The 23147-nt window shown below is 60.3% G+C and carries 15 protein-coding genes; 11 read left to right on the top strand and 4 right to left on the bottom strand.

The window, feature by feature from the left end; genetic code table 11:
- The 3 genes from QZ302_RS04015 to QZ302_RS04005 form a co-directional block, all read right to left on the bottom strand.
- Positions 1-849, bottom strand: an 849-nt coding sequence (locus tag QZ302_RS04015) for a PAS domain-containing protein (protein WP_294592769.1), incomplete at its 3' end; no start/stop codon positions are given.
- Between the two features lie 111 nt (positions 850-960).
- Entirely contained in the window at positions 961-1290 is a 330-nt protein-coding gene (locus QZ302_RS04010) for a hypothetical protein (RefSeq protein ID WP_294592767.1), read from the bottom strand.
- Between the two features lie 62 nt (positions 1291-1352).
- Positions 1353-2729, bottom strand: coding sequence for a sigma-54 dependent transcriptional regulator (locus tag QZ302_RS04005; RefSeq protein WP_294592765.1), 1377 nt, complete (start codon positions 2727-2729; stop codon positions 1353-1355).
- Positions 2730-2893: 164 nt separating this feature from the next.
- On the opposite strand from QZ302_RS04005, the gene QZ302_RS04000 reads away from it, so the two are divergent.
- The 9 genes from QZ302_RS04000 (at position 2894) to QZ302_RS03960 (ending at position 17316) form a co-directional block, all read left to right on the top strand.
- Positions 2894-3040, top strand: coding sequence for a hypothetical protein (locus tag QZ302_RS04000; protein ID WP_294592763.1), 147 nt, complete (start codon positions 2894-2896; stop codon positions 3038-3040).
- A 661-nt stretch (positions 3041-3701) separates the two neighbouring features.
- Positions 3702-5042: a TolC family protein gene (locus tag QZ302_RS03995; protein ID WP_294592761.1), complete on the top strand. Its 1341-nt coding sequence runs from the start codon at positions 3702-3704 to the stop codon at positions 5040-5042.
- A 48-nt stretch (positions 5043-5090) separates the two neighbouring features.
- On the top strand, positions 5091-7439 hold the full coding sequence (locus tag QZ302_RS03990) for an ABC transporter permease (RefSeq protein ID WP_294592759.1): 2349 nt from the start codon (positions 5091-5093) through the stop codon (positions 7437-7439).
- A 167-nt stretch (positions 7440-7606) separates the two neighbouring features.
- Positions 7607-10003 (top strand): ABC transporter permease, encoded by a 2397-nt coding sequence (locus tag QZ302_RS03985; protein ID WP_294592757.1) that lies wholly within the window; start codon positions 7607-7609, stop codon positions 10001-10003.
- 62 nt (positions 10004-10065) lie between these two features.
- The gene (locus tag QZ302_RS03980) at positions 10066-11316 is read left to right on the top strand and encodes an efflux RND transporter periplasmic adaptor subunit (protein WP_294592744.1); all 1251 of its coding nucleotides are present in this window, start codon (positions 10066-10068) and stop codon (positions 11314-11316) included.
- A 209-nt stretch (positions 11317-11525) separates the two neighbouring features.
- Positions 11526-13889: an ABC transporter permease gene (locus tag QZ302_RS03975; protein ID WP_294592741.1), complete on the top strand. Its 2364-nt coding sequence runs from the start codon at positions 11526-11528 to the stop codon at positions 13887-13889.
- Positions 13890-14104: 215 nt separating this feature from the next.
- Positions 14105-14785 carry an ABC transporter ATP-binding protein gene (locus QZ302_RS03970; protein ID WP_294592771.1) on the top strand — a complete coding sequence of 227 codons (681 nt, stop codon included), beginning with the start codon at positions 14105-14107 and terminating at the stop codon, positions 14783-14785.
- A gap of 114 nt (positions 14786-14899) precedes the next feature.
- On the top strand, positions 14900-15901 hold the full coding sequence (locus tag QZ302_RS03965; RefSeq protein ID WP_294592739.1) for a cation diffusion facilitator family transporter: 1002 nt from the start codon (positions 14900-14902) through the stop codon (positions 15899-15901).
- A 29-nt stretch (positions 15902-15930) separates the two neighbouring features.
- Complete coding sequence (locus QZ302_RS03960; protein ID WP_294592737.1) at positions 15931-17316, top strand: alpha-L-fucosidase; 1386 nt, start codon at positions 15931-15933, stop codon at positions 17314-17316.
- 39 nt (positions 17317-17355) lie between these two features.
- On the opposite strand, the gene QZ302_RS03955 is transcribed toward QZ302_RS03960, so the two are convergent.
- Complete coding sequence (locus QZ302_RS03955; RefSeq protein WP_294592735.1) at positions 17356-20178, bottom strand: NPCBM/NEW2 domain-containing protein; 2823 nt, start codon at positions 20176-20178, stop codon at positions 17356-17358.
- Between the two features lie 160 nt (positions 20179-20338).
- Between QZ302_RS03955 and QZ302_RS03950 the strand changes: the two genes are divergently transcribed.
- Together QZ302_RS03950 and QZ302_RS03945 are read left to right on the top strand one after the other, a co-directional pair.
- Positions 20339-21847, top strand: coding sequence for a TolC family protein (locus tag QZ302_RS03950; protein ID WP_294592734.1), 1509 nt, complete (start codon positions 20339-20341; stop codon positions 21845-21847).
- Positions 21848-21853: 6 nt separating this feature from the next.
- Positions 21854-22963, top strand: a complete 1110-nt coding sequence (locus QZ302_RS03945) for an efflux RND transporter periplasmic adaptor subunit (RefSeq protein ID WP_294592731.1) — start codon at positions 21854-21856, stop codon at positions 22961-22963.
- The last annotated feature ends 184 nt before the right edge of the window (positions 22964-23147 follow it).

Here is a 23147-nt window from a genome sequence, read left to right as displayed (position 1 = left end):
GAATTTGCGGTAGGATTCGACGAAGGAGATCAGGTTCTTGCCTGTCTGGCTGATCGTGGCGAGGCCGCGGTGGAGCTCGGAGTCGTCGGCGGGGCCGATGCGTTCGACGAGGGAGTCGCTGATCGAGGTGATGGGGTTGATGGAGTTCATGATCTCGTGGGTCAGCACGCGGATCAGGCGGATCCAGGACTCGATTTCGCGGTCGGATAGTTCGTTCTCGATGTCGGTCAGGGCGAGGATCTTGAGGGGCTCGCCGCGCCGGACGATGGAGGAGGCGTGGACGGAGAAGGTGACGGAGCCGCGCTCGGAACGGCAGGTGAGCTGGCGGCTCTCGCCGGCGACGATGTCGCGGAGCAGGGCGGGGAATTGTTCGTCGAGCCGCCCGAGCTGCTTGATGTGGGTCAGGGTCTGGATGCCGAGCAGGCGGAGGGCTTCGCGGTTGGTCTGGGTGATGTGGCCGCGGTCGTTGATGATGAGGATGCCGGTGGTGACGCTTTCGAGGATCAGTTGGTAGTATTTCTCCTGTTCGATGGTTTCGTCGCGGGCTTTGGTCAGCAGGGAGTGGATGCGGTTGAGGGATTGGTTGATCAGGATGTTGTTGCGGCGCGAGGCGGTTTCGGAAAATTTGAAGGAGTAGTCGCCGTTCTCGATGGAGTGGAACATGAAGACGAGTTTGCGGGTGGTGCGGCTGTAGAGCCGGAGAAGGGCGATCAGCAGCAGGAGAACGGCGCCGGCGCAGCAGCTGCTGAGGAGGTAGTGGCGATGGAGGAGGGTGACGATGGCGCCGGCCGAGGAGACGGAGAGCAGAAGCAGGAGGGGCAGGAGGCGCGCGGTCAGTTCTTTGTACATGGTGCTGTGTGGTATGATGGTTGGGGGCGGCGGGCGGTTTAAGGCAGAGATTGGCGGTTGCCTGGGGTGGCGGCCTTTATTTGCGGTCTTTATTTCGGGTAGGGGCTCTGTTTATTCCGAGAGGCAACGCAACTGAAAACCGTAGGCGCGGTAGTACGCGGTGCTGGGATTAAGCCACGCCACGCTGAAACCCAAGTGCATGCCATTGGTACCGCCGACCGTGGAAGCCCAGCTGTAACCGTAGTTGCCGACGTCCGTCAGAGCGCCCAATCGCCCATTATTGCCCGCGTCGCGGAAGCCCGGGGCGGGGTACCAGGCGAGCGGGGTTCCCGCGCCCGAGGTGCTTACCTTGTAGAGACGACCGTTGGTGGCTTTGAAGTTCTCATTGGTGTATTTTTCACCGGCTACGCCGTCGGAGTAATAGGGGAAGGTACCGTTCATGGGCACATCGGCGTCCCGCGTAAAGTCGCTCCGGAGGGGGCATGGCTGTCCGGGCGCGGCGATCACAAATTATATTTCTTCAGTTTGTTGTAGAGGGTCTGGCGGGTGACGCCTAACTGGGCGGCGACGGCGGAGAGGTTGCCTTCGTGGCGCTTGAGGGCTTCGGTGACCATGGAGCGTTCCATCTCTTCGAGGGTTGAGAAGGTGGCGGGCCGGGGGCCGGGCTCTTCACCTTCCCGACGTGAGATCAGGAGCTCGTCGGCGGTAACCGATTCGGTGTCGGCCATAATCACGGCTTTCTCGACGGTGTGTTGCAGCTCGCGGATGTTGCCGGGCCAGGTGTGGGAGGTCAGTTTTTCCCGGGCTTGGGGGTCGAAGCCGGTGCAGGGCTTGTTGTATTTCGTGGCGTAGCGCTTCAGGAAGATTTCGGCGAGGGGGACGATGTCTTCGGTGCGTTCGGCGAGGGAGGGCAGTTCGATGTGGATGGTGTTGATCCGGTAGAGGAGGTCTTCGCGGAAGCTGCCGTCGGCGACCATTCGGTCGAGGTCGCGGTTGGTGGCGGAGATCAGGCGGATGTCGACGGGGATCGGGGTGTTGCTTCCGACGCGGACGATGCTCCGGCTTTGCAGGGCGGTGAGCAGTTTGGCTTGCTGGTGGTAGGGGAGGTTGCCGATCTCGTCGAGGAAGAGGGTGCCTTTCGAGGCGGCTTCGAATTTGCCGGCGCGGTCGCTGCGGGCGTCGGTGAAGGCGCCTTTGACGTAGCCGAAGAGTTCGCTCTCGAACAGGGTCTCGGGGATGGCGCCGAGGTCGACGGGGACGATCAGTTCGTCCCGGCGGTTCGATAGGCGGTGGAGTTCGCGGGCGAGCATCTCTTTCCCGGTGCCGTTCTCGCCGGTGATTAGGATGTTGGCGTCGGTGGCGGCGACTTTCTCGACCATGGAGCGGAGCCGTTTCATGGCGGAGGAGGTGCCCCAGAACATGGCGTTCTCGGCGGTGCTGTCGGTGGAGAAGGAGCGTTTGATGTCGCCGAGTTGTTTGGCTTCGGAGCGGGAACGGCGCAGGGCGAGGGCATTACGGAGGGTGGTGACGAGTTTGGCGTTGTTCCACGGTTTCACGACGAAGTCGGTGGCGCCGCGTTGCATGGCTTTCACGGCGAGGTCGATGTCGGCGTAGGCGGTGAAGAGGACGACTTCGATGTCGGGGGAGGCTTTCTTGACTTCCGATAGCCAGTAGAGGCCTTCGTTGCCGCTGTTGATCCCGGAGCTGAAGTTCATGTCGAGCAGCAGGACGTCGGGGTGCACTTCGCGCAGGGTGTTCAGCAGGCGGGTGGGGCTGCTGAGGGTCACTACGCGTTCGAAGACGCCGTTCAACAGGATCTCGACGGCGGTCAGCATGCTGCGGTTGTCGTCTACGACGATGATCGTTCCCTCTTTTTTCATATTTCGGTCGGTGTATGGGTGGGTATAAACTAAATGGGGTTCCCGGGGGGGGCGTGTGACGCGGGTCTTGTTCGCTTGGGCCGGAGGCAGCCTGTTGTTCGAGGCCGCGTGACCCCGCCCCGGGCTACCGCGATGCAGGTAACGAAAGGCAATTAGGCAATCTTATGTACGTCGGCGGCAGCGGGTTCAGTTGGTCTTCCATCACAAATGGAGTCAACGGCATGGATTTGAATTTCAGTTCGCACGGTCTCGGTACCAGCAGTACGAGCTATCGCGGTTACGGTTTTCAGTTGCGTTGCCTCTCGGAATAAACGGATGGGGTGCTGCGTTTTAATTATTTTGGAAATGCCTCCTGCGGCTCGCAGAGCCGCCCGGGCCGGAGCCACCCCAGGCGTAGGCCTGCAACGTCGCGGGGCTCGTTTCCGGCCACGCTGGCTCCGACCCGCACCAAATTCATCCCCAATCGTTGCCATTCTTTGTTCGCACGCTATCTCTATCCTATATTCTCTTTTCGCAGTTCTCTTTCGCGCGCCTGCGCGATTCATTCTATTTCGGCGGTAAGCCGAAATAGTTGAATCGCTTCTTTAGGCGGCGGCGCGCGAGCAACTGGGAAGTAATAACGGCCGCGCGCCATGACGCGAACGCGTCGGCCAAGCGGGCCCCACGTCCCGTGGACGGGAAATGTTACGCATTTCCACCATCAGCCTTTACCTCCATTCTTTTGTCGCTCTCTGTCTGAGGCGTCGCACCGGATACTTTTATGAACGTTTGGCAGGGCAAAGATAGGATAGGATTGTCAAAAAAATAGACAAGAGTGTCAAAAAAATAGACACTCGGGGAAAATGGTTTGAATTGTAATTCGTTGATAAAGATTGAATTAGTCGGTTTGGCACGTTGTGTGGTTATCTGGGCGGAAAAATGGTGCGGGGCGCGACGATTCGCGCGAACCGAAAACAACGGAATTGTATCGAGATGAAAAAATGGATGACATGTGCCTGGGTGTGCGGGTTGAGCATACTGGGCGTTTACGGACAGGAAAACGACTCGCTGCATGTGTGGAACTTGCAGGAGTGCATGCGGTATGCGATCGAGAACAGCCCGAGGGCGGTGAGGCAGCAGCTGGCCAATGCCAACCTGAAGGTGTCGTATCACGAGGCTATTCTCAGGCACTTGCCGTCGCTCAGCGGAAGTGTCGGACTGTCGGCCGGGTTCGGACGGAATGTGGACCCGTCGACCAATGCCTATACGACGGTCAATACGTTGAATAACAGCTATGGGGTGAATGCCGGAATCACGGTCTTCAACGGGTTGCAGCTGCTCAACAACACGCGGGCGGGGAAGATTGCGAAGCTCCGAGGGGAGGAACAGCAGAAACAGACGGAGGACAATGTGGCGCTGGAGACCCTGACGGCTTATTTCGACTATACGTACACGCTGCGCACGCGGACGCTGGCCAGGGAGCAGGTCGAGGCTTCGAGAGAGAATCTGAGGCAGGGACGGCACATGAAGGAGCTCGGGTTGCGCGGGGCGGCGGATGTGGCGCAGTTGGAGGCGTCGCTGGCGGCCGATGAGTACAACCTGACGAAGGTCGAAAACAATGCCCGCACGCGGGAACTACAGCTCAAGGAGGTGATGAATTTCCCGCCAGAGGAGACGATCCGGATCGATACGGCCTACCGGTATGCCGAACCGGCGCCCGAAACGGCGGAGGTCTCGGAGATCGTGGATGTGGCGACGGCGATGATGCCGGACACCCGGATGTCGATGATGAATGTCCGACTGGCGAAGCTCGACCTCTCGACGGCGAAGGGGATGCTCTTCCCGTCGCTGTCGGCGTCGGCGGGGATCGGAACGTCGTATTTCAAAAACCTGAAGCACGATGCCACGCCGTTCCATAAACAGTTCAAGGATAACTTGTCGAAGTCGGTGTCGGCGAGTCTGAGCGTGCCGATCTTCTCGGCGTGGAGCCGGCCGAGCAACCTGATCCGGCAGCGCAACAACCTCCGCAGTACGGAGCAGACGCATATCGAAACGCAGCGACGCATTGCCGTGGAGGTGGAGCAGGCGGTGCTGGACCTGAACGGGGCGTATGCCGAACGGATTCAGGCCGAAAAACAGGTGCAGGCGCGGCTGCTGGCCTACAAGGTGGCCCGGTACAAGTATCAGGAGGGGCTGCTCAGTGCGTTGGATTTGCAGACGACGTCGAACCAGCTGCTCGAGGCGCGGGCGACGCTGCTCAATGCCGAGCTCACGTGGCAGGCGAAGCGCAAACTGGTGGACTATTACAAAGGGATTCCGCTGTTGGCGGAGTAGGGCGGGGAATTTTTACGAACGGTAATGGATGAAAAAATGATGAACGGGATGTTTTTACGTAATTTTCTGGTGACGATCAAGCGGTTCAAACTGGCTTGCGGGTTGAATATCGTGGGGCTGAGCGTGGCTTTCGGGGCTTTTATCGTGATCCTGATGCAGGTGAGCTACGAACGGGGGTTCGACAAGGGGTATCCGCGCCAGGTATACCGGGTGGAGGTGAAGGACAGCACGATGCACGAGGCGATTCTGGCGCGTCCGATGATCGATGTGCTGCTGGCGGGCTCGCCGGCGATCGCGCAGGGGACGATGAGGCCGTGTTATCTGGATAATCGGTATGTCTCTCTGGAGCGGAACGGGGCGAAGGTGGCTTATATCGAGCCGTACACGACGATCTATCCGGACGATTTCGAGGTGTTCGGTTACGAGCTGACGGAGGGGACGCGGGAGGCGTTCGACGACCATACGAAACTGATCCTGCCGCAGAGTATGGCCCGGAAGTTCTTCGGGACGGAGTCGGCGATCGGCAAGTTGGTGACGTTCGAGATGGGAGAGAAGAGTACGGTCGAGGTGGGGGCGGTTTATCGCGATTTCCCGGCGAACAGCTCGGTGCCCAATTGCATCAAACAAAAAATAGCGCCGGAGGAACACAAAAACAGTTGGGGGGCTCAGAATTACTGGTGTTTCGTGACGCTGTGGCCGGGAAGCGATCCGGAGGCGGCGGCCCGGCAGATGACGCAGGCGTATGCTGCGTTCGGGAAACCGGACTGGATTTCGGGAGAGCCGAACTTTATCCTGCAACCGATAGAGGAGGTCTATTACGATAAGACGGTGGGGTACGACACGGCGCCCAAGGGCAACCGGACGACGATGACGTTATTGTTGTCGATCGCCCTGTTGGTGATCGGTATCGCCGCTGTGAACTTCGTCAATTTCGCCACTTCGCTCACCCCGTTGCGGATCAAGAATATCAATACCCGGAAGGTGTTGGGCTCTCCGGTCGGGACACTGCGGGCGGAGCTGATCTTCGAGTCGGTGGGCATCTCGTTGTTGGGCTTCTGCCTGGCTCTGTTGTGGGTCTACCTGTTGAGGGATACCGGTTTCAACGAACTGATTTCGGGAGGTATCTCTTTCTCGACCTACAGTGGGGTGATCTGGTTGGGGCTGGGGGTAGCTCTGGGCGTCGGGATACTGGCAGGGATCTATCCGGCGGTCTACACGACCTCGTTCCCTCCGGCGCTGGTGCTGAAGGGGACGTTCGGTCTCTCGCCGAAGGGTCGTAAGCTGCGGACGGCGTTGATCGGCTTCCAGTTCGTGGTCTCTTTGGGCCTGATCGTGGCGGCGATGTTCATGCAGTTGCAGAATCGCTATATGCGGAGCTTGGATACGGGGATGGATCATGACCAGGTCGTTATCGTGAATTTGAGCCGCGATTTGGCGAAATCGGAGATGAAAAATACGCTGGTCAATCGGCTTAAGGAGGATGCGTCGATCGAGGATGTCGCTTTTTCCGGGATGAGGGTCGGGTGCTCGGATACGTATATGCGGTGGGGACGGGGTTTGTCCAACGGACGGAGCATTCATTTTACGTGTCTGCCGGTGTCGTGGAATTTCTGCCGGGTGATGGGGCTGCCGATGGTCGAGGGGCGCGACTTCGAGGAGGAGGACGACCTGCGGGCGGGGGCGTTTATCTTCAACCAGACGGCGATGAGCGAGTTCGATATGACGCTCGACAATCGGGTGTTCGGACATCAGTCCGATCTCGTGCCGATCGTCGGGGTGGTAAAGGATTTCAATTTCGCGTCGTTGAGAAATGAGATCGCGCCGATGTGTTTCTATCAGTTCGGCAAGGAGGCGTGGTATGATCTTTCGGTGGCGTATATCAAAATCAAGGGAGATCCGTTCGCGGGGGCGGCGCATATCAAACGGACGGTGGCGGAGCTCGATCCGCTCTATCCGGTCGATATTGAGTTCTATGACACGGTGTTCGATGCGCTGTACCGGAAGGAGTTGAAGGTGACGACGTTGATTACGGTCTTCTCGCTGCTGGCTGTGGTGCTTTCGCTGGTGGGGGTCTTTGGTCTGGTGGTCTTCGAGACGCAGTACCGGAGGAAAGAGATCGGTGTGCGGAAGGTGATGGGGGCTACGGTGGCGGAGATTCTGGCGATGTTCAACCGCTCGTTCGTGCGGCTGGTGCTGATCTGCTTCGTGGTGGCTGCTCCGCTGGCGTGGTACGGTGTAAGGGAGTGGCTGGGGACGTTCGCCTACCGGACTCCGATCTACTGGTGGGTTTTCGCGGTTTCGCTGCTGATCGTGCTGGCGATTACGCTGGCCACGGTGACGATCCAGAGCTGGCGGGCGGCGACGGCGAATCCGGTGGAGGCGTTCAAGACGGAGTAGGGATTTGCGACAGGCGGTGCGGTGTCTAAAAAATAGACGGTGAATGTCTAAAAATTAGACACTCGGAGGAAAAGACGGAAATTGCAAGAATTTGATAATGAGTCGATTTTCTGTTGTGGCATGAGGTGTGGATAGGGAGGGGCGGAAATCGATAAACAAAACAGGATATGTTCAGAAAATTTTTCCTTGAAAGCTGGAGGGCCAAAAAGAACCGACCGTTTTCGTTCTTTATCAACTGGCTGGGGCTGACGCTCGGGTTTGCGGCGGTGATCGTGATGTATATCTTTATCATCGGGCAGGTGCGGCACGACGACTGTTTCGAACGGCCGATGGACGATGTCTGGCGGTGCGAGGTCGAAGTGGATGAGATCGGTTCGATCTGTCCCGACCCGCTGGCCGGGTTCATGACCCGGTTCCCGGAGGTTATTGCGGCTACTCGTGCGATCAGCTGGGGCTCAATGACGGTTTCGGTGCCGGATCAGCCGGCGGGCGTGCGCTTCTCTCTGAGTTCGATGTTCGGCGACTCGACGCTGTTGCAGGTGCTGCCGTTCCGGATGGTGAGCGGAGGCGGAGCGGACGCTTTGGCCGATGCCTCGAAGGGGATGGTGAGCCGATCGGCGGCCCGGAGGCTCTTCGGTTCGCTCGACGTGATCGGTAAACAGATCGAGGTCAACAATACTTGGAAGGTGACGATCACTGGCGTATTCGAGGATGTTCCGGAAAATTCGCTCTATACGCCGGAGGTGATTCTCACTTTCCAGTTGGCGAATCCGGGCGACAAGGCCGACAAGTGGTTCCGCTGGGCGAGCGAATGCTATTTTCGGGTCAACCCCACGGTCGATATGAAGACTATGAACTATAAGTTTCAGCGGGCTGTACTGGAGCGCATGGCCGAGGCTTACGGGGGTCATTTCATCAAGGAGGGGACGCTCGATGACAAGATCGAGGAGGCCGGAGGGGTGGACAGTCCGAAGTTGCCGCATATCCGTGCTTTCGACGACTGTTACTTCACGCCCGAGGTGACGGGGGCCATGAATGCGTACGATTCGGGGGCGCTGGTGGTGCTGGGTATTATCGCTGTGTTGGTGCTGGTGATCGCTATTATCAATTACGTCAATATCTATACGGCGCGTTCGACGGAGGTGGTGCGCGCGATGGGCATCAAGAGTATCATGGGGGCGAGCCGAGGCAGTCTGATCGGGTTCATTATCGGGGATTCGGTGCTGATCACGTGTGTGGCGGCGGTGACGGCTTTCGGGTTGGCTTATCTGTTGCGGCCGCTCTATCCGATGATCGTCGGCAGCGAACTCTCCCTCTCGCTGAGTTGGGACATGCTGCTGGTGTTGTTCGTGGTGTTGCCGTTGGTGTGCGGGGTGCTGTCGGGGATCTTCCCGGCGATGGTGCTCACGCGGATGAAACCGCTCGATGCCATCGCCAACCGGTCGAGCGGGGGACGGCAGATGTCGGCGGTGCGGAATGCGCTGATCGTCTTCCAGTTCGTCATCTCAATCGGGCTGATCGCGGCGACGTTGCTTATCAATAAGCAGATACGCTATCTCACGACGCTCGACCTGGGCTACCACCGCGAGAACGTGGTGATGGTCGGCGGGGGCTCTTTCATGAACAGGGAGAAATTCAATACGTTCCGCACGCAGCTGCTGAACAGTCCGACTATCGTCAACGCGTCGCTGATTCAGGGGAACCCCATGCATATCGGTTCAATGAACACGGTGCAGATCAACGAACGGGAGCACTTGTCGCCGAAGCATCTCTACGGTGATCAGCATACGCTTCATGTGCTGGGGGTGCCGATGGTCGAGGGGGATTCGATCTCGGAGACCAATGTCGACCGGCTCGAATGGGGGCCGTCCGGCCAAATGGTCATCAACGAGGCGTTTGCCAAGCATATTCGCAATGTGGCGCCGGAGGTGCAGATCCCGGGCGAGAAGTTTGTCGGAGTGTTCAAGGATTTTCAGCACCAGCCGGTGACGGAACAGGTGACGCCGCTGGTACTCGTGCGGGCGTGGAGCGGCGACCCGTATATCCGGATTGCGGCGGGGCAGATCGAACCGGCGCTCCGACACATCGAACGCACGTTCCGCGAGATGTTCCCGAACGAGGTCTTCCAGTATGAATTTATGGACGCGCAGTTCGACCGGATGTACAAACAGGAGAATCTCTTCCGGGCGCGGTTGCTGACGTTCAGCGTGCTGGCGATCTTTATCGGCTGTCTGGGGCTCTTCGCCCTGGTGGGCTACTCGGTGGAACGCCGGCGGAAGGAGATTGCGATCCGCAAGGTGCACGGGGCGACGGTGCGCGAGGTGGTCGGGATGCTCTGTCTGAGCTTCCTGCGGTGGTTGGCGGTGTCGTTCGTCATCGCGGTGCCGGTGGTGTGGTGGCTGATGGACGGCTGGATGAGCCGGTATGCCTACCGGACGACGATGAGCTGGTGGATCTTCGCGCTGGCGGGGCTCGTGGCGGCGGTGATCGCGCTCTTCACGGTGCTGGGGCAGAGCTACCGCGCGGCGGTCGAAAATCCGGCGGTGGCGATCAAACGGGAGTAAAGGACGGCCGCGGCGGGCGGTTTTCGATAGGATGATAATCAAGTAAAAAACAGATAAGAATCATGGACAGAGTAATTGAAAAGAAGAAAGGGCTGCGCAAGAAGCATATCCCGTATGTGGCCGGCGGGGCGGTGTTGCTGGTGTTGTTGGGCTGGCTGATCTTCGGCGACCACAGCGCGTCGATGAAGGTGGACAGCCGGACGGTGACGATCGAGACGGCCCGCAGGGGGCAGTTCAACGACTATGTGCGGGTGAACGGCAATGTGCTGCCGATCACGACGGTGCAGGTGAGCCCGTTGGAGAGCGGAAATGTGGATGTCAAGGTGGTCGAGGAGGGGGCGATGGTGCGCAAGGGCGATGTGATCGTCCGGCTCACCAACCCGCAGCTCAACATGCAGATCCTGACGAGCGAGGCCGACCTGGCGGAAAAGGAGAACCTGCTCCGAAACACGCGGGTGAGCATGGAGCAGGAGAAGCTGAACCTCCAGAAAGAGCGGCTCCAGCTCGATATGGATGTGGCGCGGGCCAAACGCAAGTACGAACAGTACGAGGCGCTCCATCGCGAAGACCTCATCTCGAACGAAGAGTACTTGCAGGCCAAGGAGAATTACGAGCTCTCGCTGAAACAGAAAGAGCTGGTCTTCGAACGGCAGCGCCAGGACTCGATCTTCCGAAGCATTCAGGTCGACAACATGGAGATCAGTCTCGAAAGCATGAAGAAAAACATGGAGCTGATCCGCCAGCGGGTCGATAACCTCAACGTGAAGGCCAATATCGACGGCGAGCTGGGGCAGCTGGATGTGGTGCTGGGGCAGTATGTCAATGCGGGGACGAAGGTGGGGCAGATCAACGACCTGAGCGACTACAAGATCGAGGCGATGATCGACGAACACTATATTGACCGCGTGAAACCGGGGCTCGAAGGGACGTTCGAACGGCAGGGGAACAAGTTCGGACTGGTGGTGCGGACGGTCTTCCCGGAGGTGCGCAACGGCCAGTTCCGGACGTGGTGCTACCTGACGGGCGAGCGGCCCGAGAATATTCGCTCGGGGCAGACTTACTACATCAATCTGGAGCTGGGACAGCCGACGGAGGGGATCATCATCCCGCGCGGGGCGTTCTACCAGACGACGGGCGGCAGCTGGATCTTCGTGGTGTCGCCGGACGGGGACAAGGCCTACCGCCGGCCGGTGAGGATCGGACGCCAGAATCCGATGTACTACGAGGTGCTCGAAGGGCTCGAGGACGGCGAACGGGTGATTGTGTCGAGCTACGATACCTACGGCGACAATCAGGTGCTGCTGCTCAAATAGGGGGGCGGCGCGACGAAATCGTCGGGGGAGGGCATCCGAAACGGGGCCGGGATGCGTCTCTTGTATGAACATTTGTTGAAAGGGTGTTGAAACCGACCCTCGGACGCATCCGAAATCCTGTTTCGATGCGTCTTATGAACGACGGGGTGGCTGGACGGTATGGCCGCTCTGTCGTTCTTTCGGTTTTTAATTTTTTGAATGCAAGTAAAATGAGACTGTTTTTCCGTCAATTTCTGACGACGATGCGTCGTTTCCGGCTGGCCTGCGGGCTGAACATCGTGGGGCTGAGCGTGGCTTTCGCAGCTTTTATCCTGATCCTGATGCAGGTGAGGTATGAGTCGACTTTCGACCGCTTCCACCGGCATGCCGACCGGATCTGCCAGGCCGAGATGCTGATGGCCGAGGGGTTCGTGCCCGTCGTCTCGTCGGAGTTCGGCCGGACGTTCGGCGGGATGGGGGCGGGGATCGAGGCGTATGCGCTGTTGATACCGCCTTTTGAAGATACGTATATCACGGTCGAACGCAACGGGACGAAGGTCGGATTCGTACAGCCGGTGGTGGCGGCCCAGGCGGCGTTTACCGATATCTTCACGCCGGAGATGGTGGAAGGGGTTGCGGATGCGCTGCGGGAACCGGGCAAGGTGCTTCTGCCGGCGTCGCTGGCGCAGAGCTTGTTCGGAACGGAACACGGTGTGGTGGGGCGCGGAATGACGGTGGGAGGAAAGGAGTATGAGGTCGGAGGGGTCTACCGCGATTTCCCGGACAATTCGCAGATCAAAAACCGGGTCATCCTGCCGCTCGTTTTCGGGGCCGACGGGTACAGTTGGGATAACGCCAACTATCAGATGTATGTGCTGCTCCGTCCGGGGGTCGATCCGGCGCAGATCGTGGAGGGGTGGAAAGCGTTTCCGCTTACCAATAAGATGGATATGGGGATGGAGATAACGGCGAATCTCGTTCGGCTGTCGGATCGCTATTACGACGACCGGTCGGCGGCTTTCGGGACGGGCGCGCTGACGGAACGCGGCAACCGGACGACGATGACGCTGTTGTTGTCGATCGCCCTGTTGGTGATCGGGATCGCCGCTGTGAACTTCGTCAATTTCGCGACCTCGCTCACGCCGCTGCGGATCAAGAACATCAATACCCGGAAAGTGCTGGGTTCTCCGGTCGGGACACTGCGGGCGGAACTGATCTTCGAGTCGGTGGGCATCTCGTTGTTGGGCTTCTGCCTGGCTCTGTTGTGGGTCTACCTGTTGAGGGATACCGGTTTCAACGAACTGATTTCGGGAGGCATTTCGTTCTCTACCTATAGCGGAGTGATCTGGTTGGGGCTGGGGGTAGCTCTGGGCGTCGGGATACTGGCGGGGATCTATCCGGCGGTCTACACCACTTCGTTCCCTCCGGCGCTGGTGTTGAAAGGTTCGTTCGGTCTCTCGCCGAAGGGTCGTAAGCTGCGGACGGCGCTGATCGGTTTCCAGTTCGTGGTCTCTTTGGGTCTGATCGTGGCGGCGATGTTCATGCAGTTGCAGAATCGCTATCTGCGCGGAATCAATACGGGACTGGATTACGAGGGGATTGCGATGGCCCGGATGGGCGGCGAGCTTCGCGGGTCGAAGGCGTTCGAAGAGCGGGTGGTACAGTCGCCGCTGGTCGAGGAGGTGGGTTATTCGGAGAGGCCGCTGGGGCTGACCAATCTGCATTCTCAGTGGGGCCGCGAGCTCCGGGGAACGACGATTCTCTTTGCGGCGGATGTGGTATCGTGGAATCTGCCCCGGATGCTGGGGGTTGAGCTGGTGGACGGGGATTATTTTACGGAGACGGATGCGCGGCGCGAGGGGTGTTATCACTATCTGTTCAACGAGTCGGCGGCCCGGGAGTTCGGACTCTCGATGCAGGAGCCGCTGAACGAACGGGGATGGGGCGGAGAGGCCCGGTTGACGGGGATCGCCCGGGATTTCAACTACGGGTCGCTGCATGCCGCGGTGGGGCCGATGGCGATGGTGCTGGTGGGGAAGGAGTCGGGGCTCGATAACCGGTTGCAGACCGCTTATTTCAAAATCAAGGGCGACCCTTATGCAGCGGTCGAACACATCCGGCGGGCGGCGGCCGAAATCGATCCGGCTTACCCGGTCGACCTGCAATTCTTCGATGCGGCGTTCGATGCGCTGTACCGGAAGGAGTTGAAGGTGACGACGCTGATTACGGTCTTCTCGCTGCTGGCTGTGGTGCTCTCGCTGGTGGGGGTCTTCGGGCTGGTGGTCTTCGAGACGCAGTACCGGCGCAAGGAGATCGGGGTGCGCAAGGTGATGGGGGCGACCGTTGCAGAGATACTGGCGATGTTCAACAAATCTTTTGTGCGGCTGGTGTTGATCTGCTTCGTGGTGGCTGCTCCGCTGGCGTGGTACGGGGTGCGTGAATGGCTGGGTACGTTCGCTTACCGGACGCCGGTCTATTGGTGGGTCTTCGCGGTTTCGCTGGCTATCGTGCTTTTCATTACTTTAGCCACGGTGACGATCCAAAGTTGGCGTGCGGCGACGGCGAATCCGGTGGAGGCGTTCAAGACGGAGTAGGGATTTGCGACAGGCGGTGCGGTGTCTAAAAAATAGACACCGACTGTCTAATTTTTAGACAAAAAAGCCGGGAGGCTGAATTCGCAAGATGCTGTGAACCAGAAAATTATTAACTTTGGCATGATTTCGGCATAAAACAGGATGTCGCTAACCAATCAAACCAAACGACAAAACATTAAACAATCATGGAAAATACCATTCAAATCACCGATCCGATGCTCCGCATCACAGACCTGAGCAAATATTTCCGCACGGAAGAGGTCGAAACCATTGCGCTGAACCATGTTTCGATGGAGGTCGCGCCGGGCGAGTTCGTGGCGATCATGGGGCCGTCGGGGTGCGGCAAATCGACGCTGCTGAATATCCTCGGCCTGCTCGACAATCCTTCGGACGGGACTTACTATCTGCTGGACAAGGAGGTCGGGTCGCTCAAGGAGAAGGAACGCACGCTGTACCGCAAGGGAAACATCGGGTTCGTGTTCCAAAGCTTCAACCTGATCGACGAACTCAATGTGTTCGAGAATGTCGAACTGCCGCTGATCTACCTGCGCATCCCGGCCAAGAAACGGAAAGAGATGGTGAACGACATCCTGAACCGGATGAACATCAGCCACCGGGCGGGTCACTTCCCGCAGCAGCTCTCAGGGGGGCAGCAGCAGCGTGTGGCGATCGCCCGGGCAGTGGTGGCGCAGCCGAAGCTGATTCTGGCCGACGAACCGACCGGTAACCTCGATACCAAGAACGGGCAGGAGGTGATGACGCTCCTCTCGGAACTGAACCGCGAGGGGACGACGATCATCATGGTGACCCACTCGCAGCGCGACTCGACTTATGCCCACCGGATCATCAACCTGTTGGACGGTCAGATCGTGGACAGCGTCAAGAACGAGCTGTAGGGATTAGTCCGCTCTATCTTTTCTTCATAAAAAACGGCAGGTCTGCCGCTTCCGTTCGTCTCGCTACCGGCGAGGCGGGGAGGCGGCGGGCCTTTTTTCGTATATTTGTCCGTTATGAAGACAGTGGATCGTGTAAAACAACGGGTACAGGCCGGAATGGTGGCCGTGTCGGTGGCGCTGATGGTCGGCAAGTTCGTCGCCTTTTTTCTGACGGATTCGGTGGGGATTCTGACGGATGCGCTGGAGAGTATCGTGAATGTGACGGCCGGGTTCATCACGCTGTACAGCCTGCATCTGGCGGCCAAACCGAAGGATGCGGGGCATCCTTTCGGGCACGGGAAGGTGGAGCTGATTTCGGCGTCGATCGAAGGGCTGATGATTCTGTTGGCCGGGGCCTGGATCGGCGTCGAAGGGGTGAAGCGGCTCTTCGAACCCCGGATGCCGGGGAGGCTGGATATCGGGATCGCGGTGGTGGCGGCGGCCGGGGCGGTGAACTATATCGCCGGGTGGTGGAGCATCCGGATGGGGCGGCGGTATGACTCGATCGCGCTGGTGGCGGGCGGAAAGCATTTGCAGACGGATACCTGGTCGACGGTCGGGCTGGTGGCGGGGCTGTTGTTGCTCTATTTCACCCGCATTCCGTGGATCGACGGCGCGTTGGCGGTGCTCTTCGGCGTGCTGATCGGCGTGGCCGGCGGCCGGATTCTGCACAAGACGATCGGGGGGCTGATGGACAAGGCGGATCGGGAGGTGCTGGAGCAGATCGTCCGCGGGGTGGCGGCGCGAAGGAGGCCGGAGTGGATCGATGTGCACAACCTCAAGGCCATTCGGTACGGCAGTTTCCTCTATGTCGATTGCGACCTGACGCTGCCGTGGTATTTCAATGTCGCGCAGGGGCACGATGCGTGCGAGGAGCTGAAGGACGCGCTCTATGCGGTGTTCGAAGGGCGGGTGCTGGTCTCGACGCATTCGGATTCGTGCGAGGAGCGCCACTGTGCGCATTGCGAGGTGGCGGATTGTCCCTACCGGCGGGAGCCGTTCGAGGCGCCCCAGCCGCTGACCCTCGGCGAGATGACCAAAAACGACGAGACGAGGCACGCCGAGGGGGAGGAGTGAGGGAAACTAAATCTAAAAAAAATAGTCCTATGAGAAAGTGTATTTTCAGTGTTTGGGTCGTGCTGGCGACCTGGTTAGGTATGGGGTCGGTCTGCGGGCAGACGGTGCTGAGCGGAGGGGGCGACCGGAATCCCGACCTGAAAACTTCGGCCGCAGCGCTTAAGAAATGGCAGGATTTGCGCGTGGGGATGTGCGTGCACTGGGGACCGTCGTCGCTGGGCGGACGGGAGATCGGCTGGAGCCGGGGAACGACGATTCCGGCATCGGCTTACGACAGCCTTTACCTGCGTTTCGACCCGGTGCGGTTCGATGCCGACCGCTGGTGCCGGCTGATGAAGCGGTGGGGGATGCGCTACCTCTCGCCGACGGCCAAACACCACGACGGATTCGCAATCTGGTTCTCGGATGTGTCGGATTACGACATGGAAAACACGCCGGGACGGAGGGATATTATGGGCGAATTGAAAAAAGCGTGCGATCGTCATGGAATCGTGCTGGGCGCCTACTACTCCAATCTGGACTGGTATCATCCGGACTGGAAACCGTATAATCACGGCGGTCCGGGGCTGCTCTTTCCGAAACGGGACGACAGTCCGAATCCGGCGCGCTATTTCGAATACATGGCGGCGCAGGTCGGCGAGCTGATCGACAGGTACGACCTGGCGTTCGTTCAGTTCGACGGGGAGTGGGACGCTACCTATACCCACGAGATCGGGTCGGAGATGTATCGGCGGTTCCACACGCGGAAACCGGAGATTCTGCTCAGCACGCGGATCGACATCGGACGTCGGATGGCGGGGGCGGACAACCACATCGAGATGGACGGACAGACTTATGCGGGCGACTTCCAGGATCGCGAACGGCTGGTGAACCGCGGCAATAAGGTGACGGTGTGGGGCGACCATCCGTGGCAGGCGTGGGTGACGATCGACCGGTCGCAATGGTCGTACAATCCGCAGCCGAAACTGATGACGGCCGATGAACTGGTGCGCGACCTGGTCGGTGTGGTGGGGTGCAACGGAAACTACATGATCAATCTTGGGCCGCGGCCGGACGGTGAGTTCGATGCGGAACAGGTGGCGCTGATGGATACGCTCGGTATGTGGCTTCGGGCGCACGGAGAGGCCGTTTACGGGACGCGCGGAGGCCCGTATAAACCGTTCGAGGGGGGATTCAGTACGCGGAGGGGACAACGGGCGTGGCTGTTGGTGACCGATCCGTTGGTGCGCACGCTGGAGTTGCCGCAGACGGAGCAACGAATGATTTCGGCCCGGGACGAGCTCTCGGGCCGAAAGGTGGAGTTTACGGTGGCGGACGGTACGGTGTGTTTCGAGCTGCCGGAGGCGGTGCTGGACGAACCTGTGCGGGTTGTGCGGCTGAAGTTCGCCGAGCCGGTGGAGATGTGCGACCGATAAAATAGCGAAGCGGCACGATCGTGCCGCTTCGCTATTCGTCTATTCGATGGTGTACCAGGTGTATCCCCGCGCCGGGATGGTCACGTGCAGGGTCACGGTGTAGTCCCGGTCGAGGCGGTAGCTCTGCGGACGGCCTTCCGCTTCGCGGATGCGTGCCCGCGAGGTCAGGCCGGTGTAGTAGAGCGGCAGCCGGATGGTGCGGGTGATCGCCCGGTCGGTCGGGTTGAAGAACATGGCCAGACCTTTGACGGGGCCGCTCGGATCGACGTGCAGCAGGCCGTCCCACTCCCGGGCGTCGGGACGGCGCAGGTGGATGATGTCGCTGTTGAGGATCCGGCGGTAGCGTTTGTACCAGTCGATCACCTCGGTGACGGCCTCTTTGGTCGCGGGGGTGTCGTAGAGCCGCGGGCCGCGGTAGCAGGCCTGGACACCGGCGCCGTAGTTCTGTGCCATGTGGGTCTTGTATTCGTACAGGTGGTCGCTGAGCGGCTCCAGCGTGGCGGCTGCGCCTCCGCCCTGGTATTCGACGAGGGGCACGAAGCTCCAGCAGGCCGAGGTCGGACGATCCCACGTGCAGTCGTAGTTCAGCTGCCGGGCGTGGATGATTTGCCGGTCGCGCGGCAGCGACCAGTTGGTCTCGCGATAGCCGATGCCGGTCTTGGTCGAACCGTTCAGGAAGTAAAAGTCGGGCACGTTGATGTAGATGCCCCGGCTGCACATCCAGTGGTAGAGGTCGGTCACGGTGTGGAACTGGTTCCACTGTGAGTCGTCGAGTCCGCGGTGGTAGGCGTGGGCGGTCGAGGCGCAGAAGTCGCCCGGATAGGAGCCGTCGTGTTCGAAACAGCGCATCCCTGTCTTTTCGAAAAAGGTGCGGATTTTCGCGAAATAGTCATGCCCCCACTGGCTGGAGAGGCAGGGCGAGCTGCCGAATTTCGCGCCGCCCCGACGACCGGTCGCCGGGTTGATGACGTCTACGCTGTCGCTGATCCAGCGGCTGGCCAGCAGGGAGTAGCAGCCCATCTCGATGCCCCGTTCGGCGGCATAGTCGACCAGCGTTTTCCACTTTTCGATATTTTGTGCCGAGGTGTCTTCGGCGTTCAGCCCCGAGCCGAAGCTGATGATGATCATCTCGTAGCCGGTCGAGTCGCATTGAACCACCGCCCGCCGGATGACCTCCGGGTCGGAGGAGGTGAGGTGCATGAAGATCGGATTCTGGGTCACCCAAGGGGTCAGGGTGCGGTACATGCGGCGTTTGAAGAGTCCTTTGCGCTCCCGGTCGTCGCTGTCGAACGGCATCTCGTAGGCGGCGAACGACCGGAAGGTCTCGCCGGGAAGGAGGGGCTGGGCGGGCCCCAAGGGCGGGGCGACCTCCAGGATGCAGGGGGTCTGGAGGTTATAGTTCCGTTGCGAGGTGTAGCGAGGGTCTTCTACCCACCGTTCCGTGATGTCGGTCTGGGGTTCGAAAAACTCGCCGCCGCAGGCATAGTCGCTCTCGATGTGGATGTTGGGCAGCCGGAATTTCGTCGGGTCGCCTCCGCCGGGCGATTCCGGTTCGGCGAAGGCCAGCTGTTCCAGCCGGAAGCGGTCGACGGTCACGGGGGCCGCCGCGCCGTTGTGCAGGGTGAACCGTTTGCGCAGCACGGGCACCCGGTCGTATAGGGTGTAGGCGATGCGGACGGTCGTGGCCTCCAGTTCGTCCGGGCCGCGCAGGGTGAAGGTCAGGGTGGCGCCGGTCGGGTCGTCGGTGTTCAGCGCCCAGCGGTTCCGGTTCCAGGGCAGCGTCTCTGCGTCCGGGATGAATTCGAAGGCTTCGAGGGTGAAGGAGCCCGGAACGGAGGTCAGCCGGTCTAACCATTTCGGGTCTAAGTAGCCGCGTTCGGGTTGGCCGTCCAGACCGCCGAGGGAATATTCGCGGCCGTCGAGGGTGAGGGTGCCTTCGCCGCTCACGGCGCGGATCAGGCTCTCGCCGGTCATTCGGTTGACGATGTCGGTGGTCGCCAGGTTCGGTACGATCCGAAAGACACGGGCGACGAGGTCGTTGGCGAGGATGAGCCCTTTCCGGTCGGGGGTGGCGTAAAGCCGGGCGCGAGAGGCCGACGGGTCGATTAGCCAGTCGTAGGAGGCGGGGGTGTAGAGCGCTTCCGGGGCGAGGACGGGCAGCCGGTCGAGCTGGCGCAGCAGCTGCTCCTGTGAGGCGGTCAGCGTGTTCGGGAGGTCGTCTGTCGAGTCTGCGGCGATGGCTTCGGGGCACAGGTCGCCGTCGTAGTCGATCTGCGGCGCGATCCACAGGGCGTGGTCGCCGCTGGGGCCGTCGTCGGTCGGTTCGGCGGCTAGCTCCAGCCGGGAGATGCCGGTCAGGTCGAGCTCGATGCTTTTCGGCGCATCGCCTGCGTGCAGGATGCCGCTGTCATAAAGGTCGCAGCCGTCGCCCCGCACGACGAACCGCACGGAGCCGGGGCCCACTGTCCCGTCGGGTCGGGCGAGGCCGACGAATTGCCGGGTGTCTCCGTCCGTCGCATACCACAGTCTGGAGCCGTCCGTCAGGGCGATGGGGCTCAGGCCGGAGGGGGCGGCGTAGTCGATGTCGTTGTCGGCGATGCCGACCCGGGCTCGGAACGAACGGGCGGTTCGGTGGAGGTCGAGCCGCAGTACCGACGGGGCGTGGGTGCCGATGACGTCGGTGAAAGCTTCGCCGCCGACGGTGGCCGGACGGCCGGTGACGGAGCGGCCGAGCTGTGCGGTGCCGTAGCTCTGGTGTACGGACTCGGGATTCAGCTCGGCGAGGCGGAGGGTATGGCGGGCGGAGAGCGACGGGCTGCACAGAAGCAGCAGCCCGGCTGCGAGGATGCGGAGGGTGTTCATAAAAAGGTGGTTTGGGTTTAGGTCGATGGCAAAAATAGGCGGTTTTTCGAATCGGACATCCGGGGCGGGCGAAATCTTGGGGCAGGGAAACCGATTTATTCGGCGATTCGATTTGTCCGACCGGCGGAAAATAACGATATTTGTCCTACATACGATCGGAATGGGAAATCGGATAAGCATCTGTCTCTGGAGTTGTCTTTTGTCGCTCGGGGCGGCCGTCGGGCCGGCGCTGGGGCGGGAGAGGGGGGCGGTGCGTCTGTCGCTCGGGGAGGCGATCGAGCGGGCGCAGGCTTGCTCGATCGATGCCATGATGGCCAAGCATACCTACCTGAGCCAGTACTGGCAGTATCGCTCCTACCGGGCGCAGATGCTGCCTTCGCTCTCTTTGAGCGGGACGATTCCCAATTTCGACAAGTCGTACACTTCGCTCCAGAATGCGGTGACGGGGGGATATAATTACGTGGATAATTATGCGATGCGCAATTCGCTGGGGCTCTATCTTCAGCAGAATATCGCGGCTACGGGCGGGAATATCCAACTCTACACGGGGCTCGACCGGCTCGACCAGTTCGCGCCGGAGCGGGAGGTGACCTGGAATTCGGCGCCGGTGAGCCTGATTCTCAATCAGCCGATCGGCGGCTTCAATCAGCTCAGGTGGGACAAGCGGATCGAACCGGTCAGGTACGAAAAGGCGAAGTATGAATATCTGGAGTCGATGGAGGCGATTACGGCCCAAGCGGTGACGCTGTTTTTCGACCTCCTCGTGGCGCAGCAGAACCTGGATATCGCCCGGAAAAACCGGGACAATACCGATACGCTCTACAAAATATCGCAGGAGCGGTTCCGGATCGGCTCCATCTCGAAAAACGACCTCATGCAGCTCGAATTGAGGCTGCTGAACGAGGGGATGTCGATCAATACCAATAAATTGCAGCTGGATTTGGCGGCGGCGCGGTTCAAGTCCTATTTGCGGCTCGACGAGGGGGACTCGGTGGCGCTCGATATTCCGGGAAGTGTCCCGGGGGTGGAGATTCCGATCGAGGAGGCGTATCGGCTGGCCTTTACCAATACGTCGTTCGAGTACCGGAACCGGATCAGTCAGCTCGAAGCGGAGATGAGCGTGGCGCAGGCGAAGGCGAATCGCAGACCGCAGGCGACGGTCTATGCGCGGTTCGGGCTCAATCAGGTGGCGGAGACGATCGGGGGGGCGTATCGCAATCCGCTGGATCAGGAGACGGTGAGGATGGGGATCACGGTGCCGATCTTCGACGGCGGGGTGGCGCGCGGAAAGGTGCGGATGGCGCTCTTCAGGCAGGAGGTGACGGAGGCGGAGATCGACAAGGAGCGGATCGACCGGAAGCAGGATATCTACCTGAAGGTGATGCAGTTCAATAACCAGAATGCGCAGTGTGCGATTTCGGCCCGGGCGGATTCGGTGGCGGCGGAGCGGTATGCGCTCTCGCTGCGTCAGTTCGCGGCGGGGAAGATCAGTGTGCTGGACTTCAATACGGCCCAGAGCGAACGCAATACGGCGCACACGAGTTATCTCGCGGAGTTGCAGAACTACTGGAACTACTACTATGCGATACAGCGCTATACGCTGTTCGATTTCATGCACGGGCGCAATATCGCGGCGTGTTTCGATGTCGTTTCGCTGGAAAAACAATAGTCGGTCATGGGAACGAACTTATTTCGGCATATCTTCCGTTTGTTATTCGGGTGGGGCGGGGTTTGGCTGGTCTCCTGCGCGGGCGGGGCGACTTCGGAGGAGGCGGGGGATTCGGCTGTCCTGAAGAAGGCGCAGACGCAGATCGCCAATCCGGTGGATACGATCGTGTTGCGGCGCGGGACGTTCCGGTCGCAGCTCATCAGCAACGGAAAGTTGAGGGCGCAGCAGAAGAGCGACCTGAGGTTTGCGGTGTCGGGGACGGTGACGTGGCTGGCGGGCGGAAACGGGACGGCGGTGAGGGCGGGGGCGCAGATTGCGCGGATCGATGACCGCGAGGCGCAGATCCGGTTGGAACAGGCCCGGCAGGCGATGCACAAGGCGGATCTCGACTTGCAGGATGCGTTGCTGGGGTTCGGGTACGATGTGGCGGATACGGCGAGGGTGCCGGACGAGACGATGCGGATCGCCCGGTTGAGGTCGGGATACGATGCGGCGGTGACGGGCTTGCGGAGTGCGCGCTTGGCGGCGGATAATTGTGTGCTCACGGCGCCGTTCGGCGGGCGGATTGCGAACCTGAAAACGAAGTTGCACGAGAATCCGAAGGGGGACTTTTTCTGTTCGGTGATCAACGACCGTTCGTTCGACGTGGAGTTCAATATCCTCGAAAGCGAGCTCTCGAGTGTCCGGCCGGGGCAGGAGGTGCGGGTGGCGACGTTCGTCGAACCGACGAAACGTTATGCGGGGCGGGTGGTGCAGGTCAATCCGACGGTGGATGAAAAGGGGCAGATTACGGTGACGGCGAATATCCCGAATCCGGGGACGCTGATCGACGGGATGAATGTGAAGGTCTTTGTCGAGAGCTCGGTGGGGGACAAGCTGGTGGTGCCGAAGAGTGCGGTGTTGGTGCGGGACGACCGGGAGGTGCTTTTTCGTTACGATCGGGAGACGGGGCGGGCGATGTGGACGTATGTGCTGATTGAGATGTCGAACAGCGATTCGCATGCGGTGGTGCCGAATACGGATCGGGGGGCGGAGCTGAATGTGGGGGATGCGGTGATCGTTTCGGGGAATCTCAACCTGGCGGACGGCTCTGCGGTGGAGATCAAACGGCGGTGAGAACTTGTGCGGCTTTGTGGTATAGGTTGCTGTAGCGATGCGTAGCATCGTCCGTTCACGGGACATGGGGCCCGCGCGGCCCGAGCGCAGTACCCTCAAACTAAACCGCGCGCGACTGCTGGAAAAGGAAATCATTCAAACGCGTGATGCGCGTTTGAATAAGATTTCCGCCAGCGCGCGGACG

The sequence above is a fragment of the uncultured Rikenella sp. genome (assembly GCF_910579375.1).
GTDB lineage: Bacteria > Bacteroidota > Bacteroidia > Bacteroidales > Rikenellaceae > Rikenella.
The sequence above is the reverse complement of the archived record's forward strand: the minus strand, read 5'-3'. Positions and strand labels throughout refer to the sequence as shown.

Excerpts from the sequence above, each read along its gene's own strand:
- QZ302_RS04005 (WP_294592765.1), bottom strand. The coding sequence starts at position 2,729 with ATGAAAAAAGAGGGAACGATCATCGTCGTAGACGACAACCGCAGCATG.
- QZ302_RS03990 (WP_294592759.1), top strand. The coding sequence starts at position 5,091 with ATGTTTTTACGTAATTTTCTGGTGACGATCAAGCGGTTCAAACTGGCT.
- QZ302_RS03950 (WP_294592734.1), top strand. The coding sequence starts at position 20,339 with ATGGGAAATCGGATAAGCATCTGTCTCTGGAGTTGTCTTTTGTCGCTC.
- QZ302_RS03970 (WP_294592771.1), top strand. The coding sequence starts at position 14,105 with ATGCTCCGCATCACAGACCTGAGCAAATATTTCCGCACGGAAGAGGTC.
- QZ302_RS03995 (WP_294592761.1), top strand. The coding sequence starts at position 3,702 with ATGAAAAAATGGATGACATGTGCCTGGGTGTGCGGGTTGAGCATACTG.
- QZ302_RS03980 (WP_294592744.1), top strand. The coding sequence starts at position 10,066 with ATGGACAGAGTAATTGAAAAGAAGAAAGGGCTGCGCAAGAAGCATATC.
- QZ302_RS03975 (WP_294592741.1), top strand. The coding sequence starts at position 11,526 with ATGAGACTGTTTTTCCGTCAATTTCTGACGACGATGCGTCGTTTCCGG.
- QZ302_RS04000 (WP_294592763.1), top strand. The coding sequence starts at position 2,894 with ATGTACGTCGGCGGCAGCGGGTTCAGTTGGTCTTCCATCACAAATGGA.
- QZ302_RS03985 (WP_294592757.1), top strand. The coding sequence starts at position 7,607 with ATGTTCAGAAAATTTTTCCTTGAAAGCTGGAGGGCCAAAAAGAACCGA.
- QZ302_RS04010 (WP_294592767.1), bottom strand. The coding sequence starts at position 1,290 with ATGAACGGTACCTTCCCCTATTACTCCGACGGCGTAGCCGGTGAAAAA.
- QZ302_RS03945 (WP_294592731.1), top strand. The coding sequence starts at position 21,854 with ATGGGAACGAACTTATTTCGGCATATCTTCCGTTTGTTATTCGGGTGG.
- QZ302_RS03955 (WP_294592735.1), bottom strand. The coding sequence starts at position 20,178 with ATGAACACCCTCCGCATCCTCGCAGCCGGGCTGCTGCTTCTGTGCAGC.
- QZ302_RS03960 (WP_294592737.1), top strand. The coding sequence starts at position 15,931 with ATGAGAAAGTGTATTTTCAGTGTTTGGGTCGTGCTGGCGACCTGGTTA.
- QZ302_RS03965 (WP_294592739.1), top strand. The coding sequence starts at position 14,900 with ATGAAGACAGTGGATCGTGTAAAACAACGGGTACAGGCCGGAATGGTG.